The sequence below is a fragment of the Luteitalea sp. genome, from assembly GCA_009377605.1.
GTDB lineage: Bacteria > Acidobacteriota > Vicinamibacteria > Vicinamibacterales > Vicinamibacteraceae > WHTT01.
The window spans coordinates 20151-39100 of record WHTT01000003.1 but is presented as its reverse complement, the minus strand read 5'-3'; the positions used below and the strand labels follow the sequence as shown (position 1 = coordinate 39100).

Below are 18950 nucleotides of genomic sequence, written 5' to 3'. Positions count from 1 at the left end.
CTGCGGTATCATCTCGTTTACTTATAAAGATGATAAGGTGTACTCATGATAACAGCCGACCCGCAGCGACGCGCCGCGGTGCTGAACGAGGTGCTCGACATCCTCGGCCGGGAGGCGGCCGCGGACGATCGTGAGCTGCTGTGCAGCTTTGCCCCCATCATTTTCGCGGAGATGCCAGACCTCTTGGCGCTTCGCTTGCCAGCGGCGGCTCTAGCCGCCCGGCTGCAGCATTACTTCGCCTTCGTCGCCCGGACGATCCCGCCAGAAACGCAGCTCTATCGTGGCCTGCCCGGCATTCACGTCATGGTGCGCAACCCAGGCGAGGCGGATGCCACGGGCATCGGCATGACTGATGTGGACGGCGGCCGCCACGACGTCACGATTGTCGACATTCACACGCCGGATGCCCCGTTCCTGTTCGAAAGCCTCAAGAACTACTTCCAGCGCAAGGGCGTGCGTGTCTTCTCGGCGATCCATCCGATTTTCACGGTGCACCGCCAATGGGAGCGCATTGTGCGGATTGGCAGCGCCAACGACGACGGCGCACGGGAGCTGCTCTGCGAGTTCCGCATCGAGCGGGTCGAGAAGAAGGAGAAGCTGCACCACATCGAGCACCAGGTGTTTTCGCTGCTCAAGAGCGTGTTCCTCGCCGTCGAGGATTTTCCCGATATGAAGGGCACGCTTCGCGAGCTCACGCCGCGGCTGGCGGCGCGGCGCGGCGACACGCAAGAGCTCGAGGGAGCGCGCGCCTTCATCGAGTGGCTTCTCGACGAGAACTACGTGCTGTTCGGCATGCTTCGGTACCGCGTCGGTGAAGACGGACGGCCGCATGCGGACCAGGAAACCGCGCTCGGCGCGTTCAAGGACCCGGCGCTGCTACCCGTGGTCTTCCCAGGTCTGGTCGAGCAGGCGCAGGCCACCCTGCTTCCGCAGAATGGTGACGACCGGGTCGTAGACATCGACTACTCGGTGCGGGCGTATGCCATTCACCACCTGGAACCGATCGATGACGTCGTGGTCCGCGAATGGGGGCCCAACGGCGACCTCGTCGGAGCAACCGTGCTATTCGGCCGCCTCGCCAAGGGAGCGCTGGCCGAGCGCGCGCAAGACATCCCGATGTTGAAGGAGAAGCTGGCAACATTGCTGGCTCTCTTGGGAGCACGCCCCAACTCCCACGCGTTTCGCGAGACGCGCGCGATCTTCAACCATTTCCCGAAGCGCGAGCTCTTCTACGCGAGCACGGCAGACATCAAGCGGGTCATCGACCAGATGGTGCACATGGCCAGCGACGACGAGATCATCGTGACGACGCGGCAAGGCGCTGGCTACGCCGCGGCGCTGGTTGCCTTTTCCGATCTCCGTTACTCGCACAAGACCGAGGAAGACCTGAAGCTCGCGCTCGCCGATCGGTTCGGGCCCATTTCGTTCAACACGTGGGCCGACTGCGGCAACAACGTGGTGCTGGCGTTCTACTTCGACGCGGCCACACTCGAGCACCCGCTCGACGCCGAAAAGGCAAGGGAGATCGCGGCGCGCACCATCACGAGCTGGGAGGACCTCGTCGCCCATGAGATGGACGTCGCGTTCGGCCCGCTCGAGGGGCGCCAGTTGCTGCGAAAGTATCTGCGCACGGAGAGCCGGAGCGGCCTCTACCGCGAGACGGCGCAGCCGTGGGAGGTGCCTGAAGACGTCCGGCGGCTCGAGTCGCTCGAAGCACGGCTCGAGATGAACGTGCTCCGGGAGTCGCCGGAGCGCGTGTGCCTCAAGCTCTTCTCGCCGACGCCGCTCGGCCTCACGGAAACGCTGCGCACGCTCCAGCACCTCGGTCTCAAAGTCGTCGACGAGCTCGGCATGCCACTCGTCTTGCCCGAGGGCCGCAAGGGCTTCATGGAGCGGTTCAAGATCGAGGTGCCGCCGAAGATCGCCACGGCAGTCCTGGAGAACGAAGAGGGACTGCTGGACGCGCTTCGTGCACTCCACGAGGGGCGCGCCACTGACTGCCCGCTCAACGGCCTCATCCTGCTCGAAGGGCTCAGGTGGCGGCAGGTGGACCTCTTGCGCACGCTCCGGAATCACCTGCTCCAGATCCGCCCGCACTACAACGCCGACACGATCAACAGTGTGCTCCTACGGAACAGTAGGGTGGCCGCAGCACTCTTCCGTGAGTTCGCGGCGCGCTTCGACCCGGCGCTGCGGCTGCAGCGTGAAGAGGCGATGGAACAGCGTCAGGCGGATGTCGCTCATGTTTTGGGCAAGGTCGCCAGCCTGCGCGAGGACGAGATTCTGCGGGCGTTCGACAATCTGATCCGCGCGGCGGTCCGCACGAACTTCTACCAAACACCGGAGCGGCCCGTTATCTCGATCAAGATGGAAAGTGCGAGGGTCGAGGGGATGCCCTCGCCGCGGCCAGTGTATGAAATCTACGTGCACTCGCCCTTGCTGGAAGGCATCCACCTGCGCGGTGGAAAAGTGGCGCGCGGAGGCATCCGCTGGAGCGACCGGCATGACGACTTCAGGACCGAGATCCTCGGTTTGATGAAGACGCAGATGCTCAAGAACTCGATCATCGTGCCGGTGGGGTCCAAGGGCGGCTTCGTCCTCAAGGGCAGCGTGCCGCAGCGCCCGGCCCTCGACGCTTATCTCACCAACCGCTATCGCCAGTTCATCTCCGGCCTCCTCGATGTCACCGACAACATCGTCGATGGCGACGTGATGCATCCACCCGACGTCGTGCGGCACGATGACGATGATCCGTACCTGGTCGTGGCCGCCGACAAGGGCACGGCCCATCTCTCGGACACGGCCAACGAGGTCTCAGCGCAGTACGGCTTCTGGCTCGGTGACGCGTTCGCGTCTGGCGGTAGCCACGGCTACGACCACAAGAAGGAAGGGATCACCGCACGCGGCGCGTGGGAGTGCATCCGGCATCATTTCCGCAATCTGGGGCACGACATCCAGGAGCAGCCGTTCACCTGCGCCGGCATCGGTGACATGTCGGGGGACGTGTTTGGCAACGCGATGCGCTTGAGCCGCGCGATGAAGCTCGTCGCGGCGTTCAACCACCGGCACGTCTTCATCGATCCCGACCCGGATCCCGAGAAGAGCTTTGCGGAGCGTGACCGATTGTTCGGGCTGCCGCGCTCGACGTGGACCGACTATGACGCCAGCCTCATCAGCGAGGGCGGCGGCATCTTCGACCGTTCGGCGAAGTCCATTCCCATCAGCCCGCAGATGCAGGCGTTGCTCGGGATCACGGCCAGCGAGGCCAGCGGCGAGGAGGTCATTCGCCACATTCTCAAGGCGAAGGTCGATTTGCTCTACAACGGCGGCATCGGCACCTACATCAAGGCCTCGGCGGAAGACGACGTGGAGGTAGGAGATCGCGCCAACGACCCGGTGCGCGTGGACGGCGGGGAGGTCCAGGCGCGTGTCCTCGGCGAAGGGGGCAACGTCGGTGTCACGCAGAAGGGACGGATCGAGTACTGGATGGGCGAAGGGCTGTGTAACACGGATGCGATCGACAACTCCGGCGGCGTCGACATGTCGGATCACGAGGTCAACATCAAGATTCTCCTCAACCTGCTCACCCGGCGTGGCGTCATCGGCAGTCGCAAGGAGCGCAATCGCACGCTCGAGGAGATGACCGACGAGGTCTCGGAGCTCGTGCTGGCCGACAATCGGCATCAGGCGGTGGCCATCACGCTCGACGGGCTGCGGAGCGCGCAACACTACGAAGAGTTCCTCGATGCCATCGATCACCTCGTCAGCCTGCAGGTGCTGAGCCGTGAGAACGAGGACCTGCCCAGCCGCGACGAGCTCCTGGCCAGCCCGACACGTGACCGGGGTATCCCTCGACCGATTCGCGCAGTTCTCCTGGGCTACACGAAGATCTGGGCGTTTACCGAGGTTCTGGAGGCCGAATGGGTGGACACGGACGTCGCCCTCCCGCTTCTCGAGCGCTACTTTCCTCGACGTCTTCGCGAAAGCTTCCGCGAGCACTTCCCGACGCACCCGCTCAGACGCGAGATCGTTGCAACGATGGCAGCCAACCACCTCGTCAACCACGCAGGCGTCTCGTTCCTACCACGGATCGCGAGAACAACCGGCGCCGATATGGGGCAGATCGTCGCCGCGTACCTCGAAGTGGATCGCGAGCTGGATGCCGACACAGCACGCCAACAACTGCTCGAGTCTGGTCTTTCGCTCGACGACGAGCTCGCGAAGCTGCTCGAGATCGAGGAACGGATCGAGGCCGGCGTTCTTGAGAGGTTCGAGGTGCGAGGTGCGAGGTTCAAGGTTCAACGTGCAGGCTCCGCCCTCTCGGGCGGCTGACGCCGGCCCTCAAGGTGCGACTCCAATCCCGAACCTCCAACCTGAACCGCGAACCCTCCAACCTCCTACGTTTGACCTCGACCCCGAGACGTCCAAACACCCCCACCTCGAACCTTGAACCTCGAACCTCGAACCTCGAACCTTGCATTTCCGCTCGACGTCCCCAAGAATTTCTCCATGTCGAACATTACATTCATCGGTCTGGGCGTCATGGGGTACCCGATGGCTGGTCACTTGGCGGCCGCTGGTCATGACGTCGTTGTGTACAACCGCACGGCCGCAAAGGCGGATGCGTGGGTGAAACAGCACCGCGGTCGCAGCGCACCCACGCCACGCGAAGCCGCGCGCGACGCGGACTTCGTCATGGCCTGCGTCGGCAACGACGCGGACGTGCGCGCGGTGACGCTGGGAGAGACGGGGGCGTTTGCCGGTATGAAGTCGGGCGCCATCTTCATCGATCACACCACGGCGTCCGCACGCCTCGCGCGGGAGCTCGACGCCGAGGCCCGCGGGCGCGGTCTAGGGTTCCTGGATGGGCCAGTCTCGGGCGGCCAGGCTGGTGCCGAGCGTGGTCAGTTGAGCGTCATGACCGGCGGCGAGCCGGAGACGTTCAGTAAGGCGGAGCCGGCTCTCGAGGCGTACGCGAAGGCTCTGGTGCTGGTTGGTCCGGCCGGATCTGGACAGCTCACCAAGATGGTCAATCAGATCTGTCTCGCCGGCCTCATCCAAGGACTGGCGGAGGCGCTTCATTTCGTCAAGCAGGCAGGCATCGACACGGAGCAGGTCTTGTCCGTTGTGTCACGCGGCGCCGCACAGTCCTGGCAGATGGACAACCGGGCCAAGACGATGCTCGAGGGACGCTTTGATTTCGGGTTTGCGGTGCAGTGGATGCGGAAGGACCTGGGTATCTGTCTCGATGAGGCTCGCCACAACGGCAGCCGGCTTCCAGTGGCGGCGCTCGTGGATCAGTTCTATGCCGAGATCGAGGCGAGAGGCGGAAGCCGCTGGGACACATCGAGCCTCATCGCTCGACTCGAGCAATCGTAGAGGTTCGCTGTATACTGCTGCTATGCATCACAGGAGGACGGGGTGTGCCAAGCGCGGGACACCTCCGTCCGTTGGGCTCCGATCAAGCATGGGGCTCCTCCTTGCCGCAGGCGTGCTCGTCGGAGCTACGCGCTCCGGCCAGGCGCTGCAGCAACCCGTGAACGGCGCACCGGTTGCGGCACGCGCGTCGCTCGCCGAAGAGGGGCTGACGAGCACCACCGACAGGGCGGCGCCGTTTGCCATGTGGCTGCAAGGCATTCGCGAGGAGGCCCTCGTTCGCGGCATCCGACCGGAAACCGTGCGGGAAGCGCTCGAAGGCATAGAACCGGTCGCCCGGATCCTCCGGCGCGACCGTGCCCAAGCGACAGGAACCGGTGACAGAGAAGCGTACATCAAACGCCGACTGACCCCTGCAATGGTGCGCGCCGCGCGTAGGCAGCTCGCGACGCACCGCAGTGTGCTCGAGCAAATCGAGGATACCTACGGGGTCCAGCGCCGCTTCGTCGTGGCCATCTGGGGACTCGAGTCGAGCTTTGGTCAGCTCGGTGGGCGCCAGCCCATGATCCCCACGTTGGCCACGCTCGCCTACGACCCTCGGCGCACCGGCTTCTTCCGGCAGGAGCTCTTCGCCGCGCTCGAGATCCTCGACCGCGGCGACATCGAGCTTGCCGAGATGCGCGGATCTTGGGCGGGTGCGATGGGGCAGCCCCAATTCATGCCGAGCAGTTACCTGACGTTCGCGCAGGATTTCGACCGGGACGGCCGGGCGGATATCTGGGCCACGCCTGCTGACGTGTTCGCGTCGATTGCGTACTACCTGAAGAGCCACGAGTGGTCGTCCGATCGCACATGGGGACGCCCTGTGCGGGTGCCCAACGCCAGACGTGCTGCCATTGCCGAGGCCGCACCACCGCGCGACGAAGGGTGCCGTGCGATGCAGGAAATGTCACGCCCGTTGCCCCTCAGCGCGTGGGACGAGCTAGGCGTTCGCCGCGCCAATGGCACCCGACTGCCCCAAGTGGACGTCGCGGCGTCGCTGGTGCGCACCAACCCAAGGACCGCTTACCTCGTCTATCCGAACTACGAGGCACTGCTCCAATACAACTGCGCGCACGGCTATGCGCTGAGCGTCGCTTTGCTCGCTGACTACGCCACAGGATGACGTTTGCGCGCCAGCGTCAGCCCATCGCCGATCGGGATCAGGCTCAGGTCAACACGCTCGTCGGTGTGGAGCTTCTCGTTCAGCGCGCGGAGCGCTCGCGTGTCTTCGTCCTGCACGGTGAGATCCGCTACCTTGCCGCTCCAGAGCACGTTGTCGATCGCGATGAGGCCGCCCGGCCTGATGAGCGCGAGGGCGCGCTCGTAGTAGGTTTGGTAGCTCTTCTTGTCGGCATCGATGAACGCGAAGTCGAAAGTACCGGCCCCACCCGCAGCCAGCAGGTCGTCTAGCGTGCTCAGAGCTGGGCCCAACCGCAGCTCGATCTTCCGTGCCACTCCTGCCTCTTCCCAGTATCGGCGCGCGACGTCGGTCCACTCCTTACTGATGTCGCACGCGACAATGCACCCGTCGGCTGGGAGCGCGAGCCCGACCGCCAACGTGCTGTAGCCGGTGAAGACGCCGATCTCCAGCGTTCTGCTCGCGCCCACTAGCCGGACCAGCAGGGCCATGAGCTGGCCCTGCTCCGGTGAGACCTGCATCCGCGCTCGATCGTGCGCCAGCACGTTCGTCTCGTCGCGAAGGCGCCGAAGAAGCGGCGGCTCACGCAGCGACACACGCTGCAAGTAGGCGTAGAGCGCTTCGTCCAGGTCGAGGGTTCGGCTGGCCATCAGGAGCCCATCACCGTCACAGTTGGCCCAGAATCTCGTCCGCTCTGGTAATGGTGCACTGGCCCGGCGCCTCTTCCACGTTCAGGCTCTTGACCTGCCCGTTGTCCACGACCATGGAGAAGCGCTTGCTACGGATCCCGAGACCGAAGCCGGAGCCATCGAAGTCGGCACCCAACTTCTTCACGTAGTCAGCGTTCCAGTCGGAGAGCATGAGAACCTTGTCGTCCGCCCCGCCCGCCTTGCTCCACCCGTCGAGCACGAAGACGTCGTTGACCGCCAGGCAGGCCACCGTGTCTACCCCTTTCGCCTTGATCGCATCGTACTGTTGCACGTAGGTCGGCAGATGTTGCTTCGTGCAGACGCCCGTGAATGCGCCAGGCACACCGAACAGTACCACTTTCTTGCCGCCGAAGAGCTCTTGGACCGAGCTGTCCTTTGGTCCTTCTGTCGTCAGCGTCTTGAACGTGCCCTCAGGCAGCTTGTCACCAATTTTGATCATCGAATGCTCCTTGATTCTGTCGTGCGGGGAGACCCCGCGGTGTCCTATCGCGCCCGCCAGCCGCGCCGTATCAGTCGAGGCAGCAGCAGGTGCGGCAACCTGTGATCATATCTGACACGGGCACGGCGTCGCTTGTGTACCCTGATTGGCGGTGATTGGCGCGCCCTTAACCGCACCTACGAGCGCGGGTGGCCCTATCAAGATGCCCAAGCTGAGCGCTGGACTGCTGATGTTTCGGGAGCATGACGGGCAGCTCGAGGTGTTGCTCGTTCACCCGGGCGGACCCTTCTTCAGGAACAAGGACGCCGGCGCCTGGACGATTCCGAAGGGTGAGCCAGACGAGGGTGAGGATCTACTCGACGCCGCCTGCCGCGAGTTTCAGGAGGAGATCGGCGTCGCACCCGAGGGCCCGTTTCTCCCGCTCACGCCGGTGAAGCAAAAGGGAGGCAAGGTCGTGCACGCCTGGGGCGTGCGCGGTGACTGCAACCCGTTCGCCATCAAGCCGAACCGCTTTACGCTGGAGTGGCCGCCGCGATCCGGCCGCATGCGGGAGTTCCCGGAGATTGATTACGCGGCGTTCTACCCGCTCGACATCGCGCGGCAGAAGATCAATGCAGCGCAGGAGGCTCTCCTCGACGAGCTGACACGCCTCCTGGTCTAGACTCGTGAGCCGACTCACTGGTCGTCGTCATCGCGTCGAGAGGTCGATGGCAGATCGGTTGCGGGCAGCGTCAGCTTTCGCAGCAGGGAGTTGCCAAGACTCAGACCGAAGCCGGTGCCGATACCCTCGACACCGAGCACCTGCACTTGCTCGGGGATGAGACGCTCGATGAATGCGCGCTTGATACGGGCAATGCGGAGATCGAGATCTCGCTCCAGCATTTCCCGAGAGGCTTTCAAGGCAAGCGCCTTTTCGACCTTCGCTTTCCAGGTGGCAACCTCTTCCCGGACCTTCGACAAGCTTTCCTCGAGGCGCTGTCTGGCGTTGATGAGCAGCTCTTGTCGTCGTGTGTTCACCTCTTCGGTGATGTGGGTCTCGAGCGTAATCCGCTGCTGTTGGAGCTGTAGGGCTTCGTTGCGAGCCGCCTTCCGCTCGCGGCGGATGGACGACTCCACGACCTTCACCTCCGCCTCCAGCCGCACCTGCTTCTTTTCCGTCATAGCGGAGATGCTCTTCAAACCGGTGCGGACCTCCTCGAGGTCGTCGAGGATCGGGTTCTCGGCGTCCGGCATCGTTGCGCGCACCGTGCTCACGCCACAAGAGTCGCTGAGGTAGCGGTTCAGCGCGTGCCCGAGATTGTCGAGCCGGTCGCGCCCCATGAACTTCACCCGCGAGTCGGTGACCGACACGATCATCCGGAGCACGACGTAGGACGCGTAGAAGTTCACAATCTTCATGAGCGAGGCAGGCGAGGTGTTGGTGATGAACGTGGATGAGTCGGTGACCCGCAGCGTGATCTGGTTTCGAAGCGAGATGGACGCGAAATCGCCGGTGTAGCCCGCGTTCGTGGTGTCCACCACCTGGTCGCGCTGCGAGACCAGGAACGGGATGAAGTAAGGGTACCAGAGGTGCCAGTTTCGTCCGCGCCGCGCCTTGCGCTCTGGAATCGGCTTGCCATAGCGGCACACGACGCCCTCATAGCCCTCGGGCACGTCGATCTTGGCATTCAGTACGTAACCGACGAGAAAGTACCCAACGCCGGCCAGGAAGAAGAGAATCGAGAGCAGCTTCCAGCTCGAGGGCAGGACGGTCAGGAAGAAGAACCCGAGCGACATGGCGGCAATTCCGGAGATGCTCCGGCGGTCCGGCACGTAGCTCAGGATCTCGCTCTCGTTGACGCCGGCAAACTGTCGGATGTCGCCGGCGGTCGCTTTCTCGACCACGCCAACGATGCGCGTCAGACGCTCCTGCACCGCTTCTGCGGCGCGCTCGGCGCCGGCAGTCATGGCGCCCGAAACGGCCGTGCGGCCGCTGCCGAGGCTCTCGTCGACGACTCCCGAAAGATGTCGCTCTACGACCTTGCGAACCGTGGCCATTGTGTACGTTCCTTCGTGGCTCGGGCTGAAGACGGTCTTGCGCCTGTCAGACAGTGCCGACGGGCTCCACCTCCGTCACCCCGGCATCCTTCTCGATCTCGGTGATACGCGCCATCACTTTGTCGGGCTGATACGCCACCGTCGAGACGCCGGAATCGATGCGGACCTCGTCGAGCGACCCCCGGATGCGCTCCATGAACTCGTCGATCTGGATGGCCTCCGTCTCCCGCTCGATGGTCTCTGTCGCGGTCTTCAAGGCCCCCGGGTCGACCTCGCCCTCGCGCTTGAGGATTTCGAGGGCCGCTCTCGTGCCGGTCTCTCCGATGACACGCTCGAAGATGTCGACCGCTGGCACGAGCTGGTCGGCCGAGATGTTATCGATCAGCACCGTCCCGAGCGCAGGCACATAGCGTCCGACGTTCGCTTCGAAATGCGACAGCAGGTCGTCCATTTCCGTGAAGTAGCGCTCGAGACCGGCCGTGTCGATGTGCTTGGCGCGAATCGTCAAGCGCAGACCCTCGATTTTCGCGAGGACGGTGGCGAGGATGCCTTCCGCCAGGTTCTTCATCGCGGTCGTCCGCGCATAGACAATTGCTTGACGATTGTCCTCGTCTGCCAGGGTGCCGTTGACGGCTTTGATCTCCTGGATGATCTTCCGGATTTCGAGCAGTGCGAGCTGCTTGGCCGAGACCTTCGCGACGATCTCCTCTTCGATCTCCTCGCCGATAATCTCCTTCAACGCCTCGGTGGCCTGATCGAGACGGGTGAGCGACGAGATGAGCGGCACAGCCAAGGTCTCGAGGAACTCATTGGGAACCGTGTTCTTCATCGGCAGATAGTCCACGATCTCAATGCCGTAGTCCTCCGCCAGCTGCTGAAGGCGTGGCAGGATGGCGCGCCGCTTCGGGCTCATGGGCTCGGAGAGATCGAAGCTCGAGACGTCCATCGCGTCGATCTCCGACATCTCGGTCAGCGAGTCCACGGACAGGTCGGATTGCTCCAAGGCGCCCAGCCGCTCGGTGATGCTCTCGCCAGCCTGGCGGCTAGGTATCGACACCGGATCGACGAGAAACCGATTGAACTCGGTCGCGGGGATCCTCAGCGCTTCCTCCTGAATGGCCGATGCGTGCAGCTTCTCCAACTGCTGCAGGAAGCGCGGGAACCCTCCCTTCACGAGGAGCCTGAAGCTGTCTTTCACGCGGAGGAAGAACGCGCCGGTGTGCGACAGCGTGATGTTGTCCTTCGTCGTTGCGTCCACGCGTGCCGCGGGGAGCAGGAAGTACTTGGTGGAGACGACGGCCAGAGGATAGACGCGCGGGTCGAGGACGACGCGGAGCTCGCCGTAGCGGACGGTGTCCACGATCTTCTTGTGACGCGCCAGATGGATTTCGGCCCCGGACTGTCCGACGAACACGCTGCTCTTGAACTGCGCCACCGCGAAGTAGAGGAGGTACCAGAAGAGCGCCAGCAGCCACGTGCCCGTGGAGAGCAGGGTCCAGTCCCTCAACTGGACGAACATCGCTGGTGCGCCATCGCTGATGGGCAGCCAATTGAGCGGCTGGCGAGCGAAGACAAGGCCAACGACGACGACAAGGCCGAGGAGGCGCAATGCGAGCCCCACGAGCCGCAGGCCGACCCATGACACGCTCACGATGCCAATGTGGTTACCGTGCTGATCCTGAGTGCCGATGAGACGGAGCGCCTCGGCGTAGCTCGCTTTGACGTCAGTAACACCGGACCGGACGGGCGGCTCGCGTTCTGCCATGGTAAGTCTCGGGAAGCGTACGCGATTATACCGCTCACGTCGAGCTCGTGATGAAAGAGCTTACCCGCCCGCCTTCTCCGGTGCGGTGACCTTGATGATGTAGTAGAGGAACGGGGTGCTGACCTCGGTGAACTGGTGCGGCGTGCCATGCGGCACCACGAGCATGTCGTCCTTCGCCAGCGGGCGCGTGTCGCCGCCGTCGATGCTCGGCCCGCGAATCTCACCCGCTTCGGTGGTCTTGCCGTCCACGACCGCACCGCCGGTGACAATGGTGGCCGTGCCTGAGAGGACGTAAAAGATGTCGGTGTCGCGCTCGTGGACCTCCGCCTCACCCGGTTCGTCGCGATGGCCTGCCAGAACCTTGTACGCGGCATCTTCAAGAATGGTACCGCCCTTCTCGAACGCGGCTGTGACCTCACGCCCCGGCAGGAACCTCACACCAGCGCTGGGCTCCTGCAGCGTGACATCCGCACGCGCCAGAAGCACGATGCCAACCACGGTTCCCCACACCGTGATCTGACTGGGCCGAACAGAAGACCTCCTCATCGCCTACCTCCCTTTTCTCCAATGCAGACTACTCGGTCACCGTGGGTTCCCATCCCTTCTCGTATTCTCGCCCCCACAGCTTCGCCGCTTCTGGATCGTCTTTCACGTGGCCCGTCTCTGGATCGCAGTGCAGCACATGCCCCGTTCGAGATGCAATATTCCCGAGATGGGCCAGCATCGTGCTCTTGTGCCCCTCGTCTATTGGAGCGTTGAGGGTCGCCTCGCCGCGAATCGCATCGAGAAAATTCGCGATGTGCACGGCGTCGAGCGTAGCACCAGGTCCAACGGTGCCCTGGTCCGAGGAGGCCGCGGTATCGTCGACCTCGGTGACCAGCTCGTCTTTCAGGTCGTACACGCGATACCCGTTGCGATCGATGACGAGCGTTCCTTGTTCACCGTGGAACGTGATACCAGCGCCGCTCGCATCGAGCCGATGCGGCGCACAGCTCCGCCCCTCCCAGGTAATCATCTTGTTGTCCGCAAACTCCCAGGTCGTCATTTCCGTGTCCGGACACTCCCAGTCGTCGTCATACCTGTAGCGCCCGCCGGCGGCGGTCACGCGCGTGGGCAGGCCGACGCCCAAGCCCCATCGCGCCATGTCCAACAGGTGAGTGCCGTTGTTGCCCACCTCGCCTGTACCCCAATGCCAGAACCAGTGCCACTCGTAATGGATGAAATTGTCCTTATAGGACCGGCGAGGTGCGGGTCCTTGCCACAGCTCATAGTCGAGCCAGTCGGGCACGGCCGTCTCGCGCCCGCGCCCGATCGACGGCCGGTTGTTGGCGTACCACGTCGCGGCGTAGTAGGGACGGCCAATAACGCCTGTTTCGAGCTGCTCCATTGCCCGGACCACATTGCTCCATGAGCGACGCTGCGTGCCGAGTTGCACCAGACGCTTGGATCGATTGGCCGCAGCCACCAGCAGCTCACCTTCGTTGGGGTTGTGGCTCGCCGGCTTCTCGAGATACACGTGCTTCCCGGCGGCGACCGCCATGATCGCCGCAGGCGCGTGCCAATGGTCCGGCGCGGCGACAACGACCGCGTCGATCGAGGGGTCCTCGATCACACGGCGCACATCGGCTTCCCCCTTTGGCGCCACGCTCGTCAGATCGCGCACGTGATCGATGGTCTTGCTCATCGCGCGCCCGTCCACGTCGCAGATCACGGCAACCTCGGCGCCCGGTTGCTGCGCGAACACACGGGCCAGCTGATGGCCCCGGCTGTTGACGCCCATCACCGCCACACGCACGCGGTCACTCGGCGCCATGAGCGTCCACGCGGCGCGGCGATCGACCACCGCGAGCCCAACACCGGCGGCACCGGCAGCTTTGACGAATCGACGGCGAGTGATTGATCTCATCGCAAATCCTCCATGCCAAAGGCGCGTTCTGTCTAGTGGAACTAGTTGCGCAACGTCTGCAGTGGGAAGATGATACCCGATAGCGGCGGCCCTAAAGTCACCCCAGCGCGACCACTACCGCTGGGGGCCCGGTCAGGCTCCGGCATCGAGCGCCGATAACGGTAACTTGGCGAGCGCGACGAGCGCTCGGATATCGTCCGGAAGCGGCGCAGTGATCTGCAGCCGCTCACCGGTCATGGGATGCGTGAACCCGAGGCGCCACGCGTGGAGGGCTTGACGAGGAAACGCCTGTGCCGCCGCGGCCAGCGCCTCGTCGCTGATCCCCTGCCAACGCGGTTGACCGTACAGACGGTCGCCGACGATGGGCACCCCAAGTGCGCGAAGGTGGAGGCGGATCTGGTGCATGCGCCCCGTGACGAGCCGGCAGCGCACGAGCGATAGCCCGGCGCGCGGCGTCCCGCTGGTCGCAACGCATTCGTACTCCGTCACGCTTTCGCGGCCACCGTTCTCCGCGACCCGCATGCGATACCAATGCTCTGCGTCCCGCTCGAGATTGAGCTGGACCCGCCCAGCCTCCTGCGGAGGATGCCCGTAGACGAGCGCCACGTACTGCTTTGTAAACGTGCGGCGCTGCAACGCCCGGGCAAGGCGCGCCAGCACCTCCGGATCCTTGGCCACCAGCAGGATGCCGGAGGTGTCCTTGTCGAGCCGGTGCACGAGGCCGGGCCGGCCACCGCGCGGTCCCCACTGCTTGGCATGCCAGAGCAGCGCGTTGAACAGTGTGCCGCTCCAATGCCCTTTGGTCGGATGGACGACCGTGCCGGGCGCCTTGTTGACCGCTAGCAGATGCTCGTCCTCGAAGAGGACGTCGAGGGGTCGCGCCTCTGGGAGATGCTCACGCCGGGCCGGTGCTGCTGGCACGAGCACGGCAATCTCCTCACCCAGCGAGACGCGCCGGCCTCCACGCGTGATGGGCACGCCGTCGACAAAGATCCGATCCGCGCCAATCCAGCGCTGCACGTCCGGGCGCGCGATGTCATGTCGATCGGCCAGGCGCCGCAGGATGACCCGATCCAAGCGCACGCCAACGTCGCCGCGATCGGCGCGAAACGTCCGTCGCTCGAGCCCTTCGGGCGAGGCCCCGTCCTGCGAGATGGTCATCGCTGGTGATTTTCTTTCTTGCGGACCGCGGCCAGGGCCGCGCTCCCCGACGCTCACTTGAGAACCCGAAACTCGACACAATGCGTCAAGTTCCGGGTTCTCAAGGGTTCTGACATAACGAGGATCGTAGTACAGTCTCAGTGGCCCTGATCAGTGCGGGCGGACCCGGACCGCCCAGAGGGGCTGGAGGCCATTATGACGGGAACGGTTGCCACGCCGTCCATTCAGGTCGAGCGCACGAAGACCCCGCGTCCGAAGCCGAAGGAGACAGAGCTTGGCTTTGGCCGGCACTTCGCCGACCACATGTTCGTCGCGGAGTACGTGACTGGTGAGGGCTGGACGTCGGCACGCGTCGTGCCGTACGCCTCGTTCTCGCTCGAGCCGGCAGCCATGGTCTTTCACTACGGCCAGGCGATGTTCGAGGGGCTGAAAGCGTATCGGCAACGCGATGGGCAGGTGGCACTGTTCCGGGTGGACCGGCACTGCCAGCGCATGGCGGCGGGCGCGCCCTGGTTGTCGATACCGCCGCCGGACCCGGACTTCCTCCAATCCGCCATCATGACGCTGGTGGCCACTGACCGTGAGTGGGTGCCGGCCTCACGCGGCACGGCACTCTACGTGCGTCCCACGCTGATTGCCACACAACCGATGCTCGGCGTCAGACCGTCGGAGACGTATCTCCTGTTCGTCATCTCGTCACCGGTCGGCGGGTACTATGCGGGTGGCCTCAAACCGGTGCGCATCTGGGTCGAGCGGGAGCGGGTGCGTGCGGTCCGGGGTGGAATGGGGGGGGTGAAGGCGGCAGGCAACTATGCGGGAAGCCTTCTGGTTGCCGAGCAGGCGCGCGAGAAAGGCTGCGATCAAGTGCTCTGGCTGGACGCCGTGGAGCGACGCTTCGTCGAGGAAGTCGGCACGATGAACCTGTTCGTCGCGATTGGCGATGAGCTCATCACACCGCCGCTCGAGGGCAGCATCCTCGCCGGGGTCACGCGGGATGCGGTGATCACGCTGGCGCGCGACTGGGGCCTGACGGTTGCCGAGCGACCCGTGGCACTCGACGAGCTAGAGGCCGCCGATCGGCAGGGCCTCCTCAAAGAAGTCTTCGGCACCGGCACCGCGGCCGTGATCCAGTCCGTGGGCACGCTCGTGCACGACGGCGGTGAGCTCGTCATCGGCGGCGGCCGGACCGGTGCGCTCGCCGAGCGTCTCTACGATGCCATCACGCGCCTGCAGTACGGCGAAGATCCCGATCCGCACGGCTGGCGCACGATCGTATAGGTCCTTGGTGATCCTCGGCATCGAGCGCCTGCTGGCCTCCGACCGGTTGAAGGGTCTCAAGGTCGGTCTGGTCGCCAATCCTTCTTCGGTCGACGCCTCTCTGCAACACGTGGCGGAGCGCCTGCGCCGAGCGCCCCAGGTCACCCTGGCAGCGCTATTCGGGCCGCAGCACGGCTTTCACTCCACCGTGCAGGACAACATGATCGAGACGCCGCATGCGATCCACCTGCACCACGGCGTCCCGATCTATTCGCTCTACAGCGACACGCGTGAGCCAACGCCGGCGATGCTCGACGGTCTCGACGTGCTGGTGATCGACCTGCAAGACGTCGGCACGCGCGTGTATACCTACGCCTACACCATGGCGAATTGCCTGAAGGCGGCCGCGCGATCCGGCCTTCCCGTCATCGTGTGCGACCGCCCCAACCCGATCGGCGGCGAGTTTGTCGAAGGTCCCGTCATCGAGCCAGGCTTCGAATCGTTCGTCGGACTCTTCCCCATCGCGCTGCGACACGGGTTGACGATTGGCGAGCTCGCGACGCTGTTCAACGAAGCATTCGATCTCGGCGCGCGTCTCGAAGTGAGCGAGCTCAGCGGCTGGCGGCGCGCGATGTACTTCGACGACACAAAGGTCCCGTGGGTCATGCCCTCGCCCAACGTGCCGACACTGGACACGGCGCTCGCGTATCCGGGCACGGTGCTGTTCGAGGGAACGATGGTCTCCGAAGGACGCGGCACGACGCGCCCGTTCGAGCTCATTGGCGCACCGTGGATCGATGCTGAGCTGTTCGCCGCGTCGCTCGAGGCCCTGGGGCTACCCGGCGTGAAGGTACGCCCAGCGTGGTTCGAGCCAACCTTCCAGAAGCACGCGGACCTGATGTGCGGCGGGTGTCAGGTTCATGTGACCGATCGTCGCGCCTTCCAACCGGTCAGAACCGCTGTGGCGCTGCTGGGCGCCTGCCGTCGGGCCGATCCCGGTCGCTTCGAGTGGCGGAAGCCCCCATACGAATACGAGCACCACAAGATGCCCATCGACATCCTCTCCGGCTCGGACACACTCCGACGGCAGATCGATGCCGACACCAGCCTCGATGCCATTGCCGGCAGTTGGCAACCAGGTCTCGCCTCGTTCGCAGAGCTCAGACAGGAATTTCTCAGATATCAATGAAAGTAAAAGGGCGAATAAGGGTGAGGGGGTGACAGGGTGAGGGGGTGACAAGGTGAGGGGGTGACAAGGTGAGGGGGTGAGGCGGTGACAGGGTGAGGGGGTGACTCAAGCGGTCGGGGTGCAGTTCCAAGGTCGTGCCACGTCAGAGCCCGGGCAACAATGCACGACCTGCACCCCCGTTGCAGCAAGTTACCCCCTCACCCCCTCACCCTGTCACCCCCTCACCCCGTGACCCTGTCACCGTGTCGACGTCGGCGTCGGCCGCCCCTCCTCCTTGCGTGGCGCGGGTAGCGGCTTCCTCGGAAGCAGCGCTTCTCGCGACGCTGCCTGGTAGGCGAAGGTCGCCAAGACGATGGCGTTCTTGATCAGATCTTCCTCGAAGACACGCTCGTAGAAATCCAGGTTCGTATGGTGCGTGCGCGTATCGTAGTCCAGCGGATCCTGGATGAACTGAAACCCCGGTAGGCCGACCGCATCGAACGCCAAGTGGTCAGTGCCACCCGTGTTTCTCATGGTGAGCGTCGTCATGCCCATATCCTCGAACGGCGCCGTCCAGGCCTCGAAGATCGGCTTGGCGGCGACGTTGCCCTGCAGGTAGACGCCGCGGAAGGCGCCGCCGCCGTTGTCCATGTTCAAGTAGACGGAGAGCTTCTCGTGTGCAGGCTCGAGCGCCATGGTGTCCGGGTTCGCGAAGTGCTGTTTGACGTACGCCCGCGAGCCGAGCAGCCCCTGTTCCTCGCCCGTCCACAACCCCATGCGAATCGTGCGTCGTGGGGTCAGGCCCGTGCTCTTCAAAATGCGCAAGACCTCCATGACCACCGCCGAGCTCGCGCCGTTGTCGGTTGCGCCCGTAGCAGCGTGCCACGCATCGAAGTGCGCACCGATCATCACCACTTCATCTTTCTTGTCCGTCCCTGGCAGCTCGGCGACGACGTTGAAGCTGTTGAGATCGTCGTCGGTAAACCTGTTGTCGATCTCCAGGTCGATCTTCACGGGAATTTGCTTGTCGAGAATGCGGGAGAGACGCCCATAGTGCTCCACCGCGAGGATGACCTGCGGCAGCACGGGCGGGCTCTTCGGTTGGCGCATATCCTCGCCAGACCGGGCACCTTGCACGCCGATCACCCCGTTTCCTTCGCCGCGCGAGCGTTCTAGGGTCGCGAGCGCACCCTCGCTCACGAGAAATTGCATCCGCTTCCGCCGAAACTCCTCTCCTTGGGATCCACTGCCGGGACCTCCGCGGCGCCTCGACGTCTCTGCGCGAATGCGCTCTTCTTGGATCTGGCGGAGCTCGTCGTCGGTGTAGCGGCGGATCAGCGGCTCGAAGGAGGGATCCGCGTCAGCGGAGTTGCCGGATCCGGTAGCGCGCTCCTGGGCGCTACGCGGCGCGAGCAGCACGATCTTCCCCTTCAGTTTGCCGCGGTGCTCGTTGAGATCGGTTTCGGTGTCGAGCGTCGTCTTTACCACCTCGGCGGTGACGCGACCATCGGTGCCTGGCGTCCACGCCTTGGGATGGCCGTCGAGCACGAAGGGCTGAGGGCTCACCAGGGTTGCCGTGAAGCGCTCATTGGTCCATCCGCGTCCAAAGGGCCCCCACGGCTCGAAGTGGACGTTGCTCAGGTCCCATTCGACGAGCCTGGCCTTGGCCCACTCTGCCGCTTGGCGCATGCTCGGGGAGTTGGTCAGCCGGGGGCCATACACGTCGGTGAGGTAGCTGAGGGTCTCCATCACCTTGGAGTTGTGCTGCGCCTCGTGCTTGATCTCGTAGAGCGCATCGTAATCGACGCGCTCCTCGCCCTGCGCGGCGAGCGTAACGGTCAGCGCGGCAACGGCCAAGACCGTGAGAGCGGGAAGAAGGGACCGGGGACCCTTCTCCGGCCCGCTAGAAGGCGGCATCGCCATGAGCGTCTCCTCGTGCTGAAAATTGGGG

14 protein-coding genes are annotated in these 18950 nt (G+C 64.4%); 6 read left to right on the top strand and 8 right to left on the bottom strand.

Annotated elements, in window-relative coordinates; all coding sequences use genetic code 11:
- Positions 1 to 45 precede the first annotated feature (45 nt).
- From GEV06_01670 to GEV06_01660, 3 genes are all read left to right on the top strand, one after another.
- Positions 46 to 4332, top strand: a complete 4287-nt coding sequence (locus GEV06_01670) for a hypothetical protein (protein MPZ16612.1) — start codon at positions 46 to 48, stop codon at positions 4330 to 4332.
- 177 nt (positions 4333 to 4509) lie between these two features.
- Entirely contained in the window at positions 4510 to 5379 is an 870-nt protein-coding gene (locus GEV06_01665) for an NAD-binding protein (protein ID MPZ16611.1), read from the top strand.
- Positions 5306 to 6541, top strand: a complete 1236-nt coding sequence (locus tag GEV06_01660) for a lytic murein transglycosylase (GenBank protein ID MPZ16610.1) — start codon at positions 5306 to 5308, stop codon at positions 6539 to 6541. The genes GEV06_01665 and GEV06_01660 overlap by 74 nt, the downstream gene beginning before the upstream one ends.
- Here the strand turns inward: GEV06_01660 and GEV06_01655 are convergent.
- Both GEV06_01655 and GEV06_01650 read right to left on the bottom strand, forming a co-directional pair.
- A complete protein-coding gene (locus GEV06_01655) occupies positions 6526 to 7206 on the bottom strand; it encodes an SAM-dependent methyltransferase (GenBank protein ID MPZ16609.1) in 681 nt (226 codons plus the stop codon). The genes GEV06_01660 and GEV06_01655 overlap by 16 nt on opposite strands.
- Positions 7207 to 7222: 16 nt before the next feature.
- A complete protein-coding gene (locus tag GEV06_01650; GenBank protein ID MPZ16608.1) occupies positions 7223 to 7705 on the bottom strand; it encodes a redoxin family protein in 483 nt (160 codons plus the stop codon).
- A gap of 202 nt (positions 7706 to 7907) precedes the next feature.
- On the opposite strand from GEV06_01650, the gene GEV06_01645 reads away from it, so the two are divergent.
- Positions 7908 to 8366 (top strand): NUDIX domain-containing protein, encoded by a 459-nt coding sequence (locus GEV06_01645; protein ID MPZ16607.1) that lies wholly within the window; start codon positions 7908 to 7910, stop codon positions 8364 to 8366.
- A gap of 14 nt (positions 8367 to 8380) precedes the next feature.
- On the opposite strand, the gene GEV06_01640 is transcribed toward GEV06_01645, so the two are convergent.
- The 5 genes from GEV06_01640 to GEV06_01620 form a co-directional block, all read right to left on the bottom strand.
- Positions 8381 to 9598: a hypothetical protein gene (locus tag GEV06_01640; GenBank protein ID MPZ16606.1), complete on the bottom strand. Its 1218-nt coding sequence runs from the start codon at positions 9596 to 9598 to the stop codon at positions 8381 to 8383.
- A 190-nt stretch (positions 9599 to 9788) separates the two neighbouring features.
- A complete protein-coding gene (locus GEV06_01635) occupies positions 9789 to 11507 on the bottom strand; it encodes a hypothetical protein (protein MPZ16605.1) in 1719 nt (572 codons plus the stop codon).
- A 60-nt stretch (positions 11508 to 11567) separates the two neighbouring features.
- Positions 11568 to 12053: a hypothetical protein gene (locus GEV06_01630; GenBank protein ID MPZ16604.1), complete on the bottom strand. Its 486-nt coding sequence runs from the start codon at positions 12051 to 12053 to the stop codon at positions 11568 to 11570.
- A gap of 28 nt (positions 12054 to 12081) precedes the next feature.
- Positions 12082 to 13413, bottom strand: coding sequence for a twin-arginine translocation signal domain-containing protein (locus tag GEV06_01625; protein MPZ16603.1), 1332 nt, complete (start codon positions 13411 to 13413; stop codon positions 12082 to 12084).
- Positions 13414 to 13545: 132 nt separating this feature from the next.
- Positions 13546 to 14574 carry an RluA family pseudouridine synthase gene (locus GEV06_01620; protein ID MPZ16602.1) on the bottom strand — a complete coding sequence of 343 codons (1029 nt, stop codon included), beginning with the start codon at positions 14572 to 14574 and terminating at the stop codon, positions 13546 to 13548.
- A gap of 195 nt (positions 14575 to 14769) precedes the next feature.
- Here GEV06_01620 and GEV06_01615 point away from each other — a divergent pair, with 195 nt between their 5' ends.
- Complete coding sequence (locus GEV06_01615) at positions 14770 to 15852, top strand: branched-chain amino acid aminotransferase (GenBank protein MPZ16601.1); 1083 nt, start codon at positions 14770 to 14772, stop codon at positions 15850 to 15852.
- Complete coding sequence (locus GEV06_01610; protein MPZ16600.1) at positions 15788 to 17020, top strand: DUF1343 domain-containing protein; 1233 nt, start codon at positions 15788 to 15790, stop codon at positions 17018 to 17020. Before GEV06_01615 ends, GEV06_01610 begins: the two co-directional genes overlap by 65 nt.
- A gap of 237 nt (positions 17021 to 17257) precedes the next feature.
- Here GEV06_01610 and GEV06_01605 read toward each other — a convergent pair whose 3' ends face one another.
- Positions 17258 to 18922 (bottom strand): M20/M25/M40 family metallo-hydrolase, encoded by a 1665-nt coding sequence (locus GEV06_01605; GenBank protein ID MPZ16599.1) that lies wholly within the window; start codon positions 18920 to 18922, stop codon positions 17258 to 17260.
- Between the last annotated feature and the right edge of the window lie 28 nt (positions 18923 to 18950).

Excerpts from the sequence above, each read along its gene's own strand:
- GEV06_01670 (MPZ16612.1), top strand. The coding sequence starts at position 46 with ATGATAACAGCCGACCCGCAGCGACGCGCCGCGGTGCTGAACGAGGTG.
- GEV06_01665 (MPZ16611.1), top strand. The coding sequence starts at position 4,510 with ATGTCGAACATTACATTCATCGGTCTGGGCGTCATGGGGTACCCGATG.
- GEV06_01660 (MPZ16610.1), top strand. The coding sequence starts at position 5,306 with ATGCCGAGATCGAGGCGAGAGGCGGAAGCCGCTGGGACACATCGAGCC.
- GEV06_01655 (MPZ16609.1), bottom strand. The coding sequence starts at position 7,206 with ATGGCCAGCCGAACCCTCGACCTGGACGAAGCGCTCTACGCCTACTTG.
- GEV06_01650 (MPZ16608.1), bottom strand. The coding sequence starts at position 7,705 with ATGATCAAAATTGGTGACAAGCTGCCTGAGGGCACGTTCAAGACGCTG.
- GEV06_01645 (MPZ16607.1), top strand. The coding sequence starts at position 7,908 with ATGCCCAAGCTGAGCGCTGGACTGCTGATGTTTCGGGAGCATGACGGG.
- GEV06_01635 (MPZ16605.1), bottom strand. The coding sequence starts at position 11,507 with ATGGCAGAACGCGAGCCGCCCGTCCGGTCCGGTGTTACTGACGTCAAA.
- GEV06_01630 (MPZ16604.1), bottom strand. The coding sequence starts at position 12,053 with ATGAGGAGGTCTTCTGTTCGGCCCAGTCAGATCACGGTGTGGGGAACC.
- GEV06_01625 (MPZ16603.1), bottom strand. The coding sequence starts at position 13,413 with ATGAGATCAATCACTCGCCGTCGATTCGTCAAAGCTGCCGGTGCCGCC.
- GEV06_01620 (MPZ16602.1), bottom strand. The coding sequence starts at position 14,574 with ATGACCATCTCGCAGGACGGGGCCTCGCCCGAAGGGCTCGAGCGACGG.
- GEV06_01615 (MPZ16601.1), top strand. The coding sequence starts at position 14,770 with ATGACGGGAACGGTTGCCACGCCGTCCATTCAGGTCGAGCGCACGAAG.
- GEV06_01610 (MPZ16600.1), top strand. The coding sequence starts at position 15,788 with ATGCCATCACGCGCCTGCAGTACGGCGAAGATCCCGATCCGCACGGCT.
- GEV06_01605 (MPZ16599.1), bottom strand. The coding sequence starts at position 18,922 with ATGGCGATGCCGCCTTCTAGCGGGCCGGAGAAGGGTCCCCGGTCCCTT.